Annotated in this window: 1 protein-coding gene; it reads left to right on the top strand. The window is 60.3% G+C overall.

The window, feature by feature from the left end:
• Positions 1-673: calcium-binding protein (locus tag E8E91_RS00050; RefSeq protein WP_280374025.1), on the top strand; the 673-nt coding region annotated here is incomplete at both ends.

Genomic DNA, 673 nt, shown 5'->3' with positions numbered 1-673 from the left:
GTTCTGAACGGTTTCGCAGGAGACGACACGCTGGTGGGTGGGGCTGGGAATGACACCCTCAACGGTGGCGCTGGCAATGACGCATTGGCGGGTGGTGCGGGTAATGACAGCTATGGCGTTATCGGCCTGGATGTTGTGAGCGAACTCGCCGGCGAAGGGACTGACTCGGTGTTTACCACGAACTCGAGCTACACCCTGGGGGCCAACCTCGAGAACCTGGTGTTCTCGGGTACTAGTGCGTTCAGTGGTACGGGCAATGAGTTGGCCAACACGATTACCGGTGGCGCACGCAATGACACCCTGAATGGCCTGGCTGGCAACGACGTTCTCAATGGCGAGCTTGGCAATGACACGCTGGTGGGTGGGGCTGGGAATGACACCCTCAACGGTAGGGCTGGCAATGACACGATGGCGGGTGGTGCGGGTAATGACAGCTATGGCGTTATCGGCCAGGACGTTGTGAGCGAGCTCGCCGGCGAAGGGACTGACTCGGTCTTTACCACGAACGCGAACTACACCCTGGGGGCTAACCTCGAGAACCTGGTGTTCTCGGGTGCGGGTGCGTTCACCGGTTCGGGCAATGGATTGGCCAACGCGATTACCGGCGGAACTGGAAGTGACGTTCTGAACGGTTTCGCAGGAGACGACACGCTGGTGGGTGGGGCTGGGAATG

This window comes from Pseudomonas sp. BN515 (assembly GCF_029873155.1).
Lineage (GTDB): Bacteria > Pseudomonadota > Gammaproteobacteria > Pseudomonadales > Pseudomonadaceae > Metapseudomonas.
Note: the sequence above shows the minus strand (reverse complement) of the source record. Positions and strands in the feature narration are given on the sequence as shown.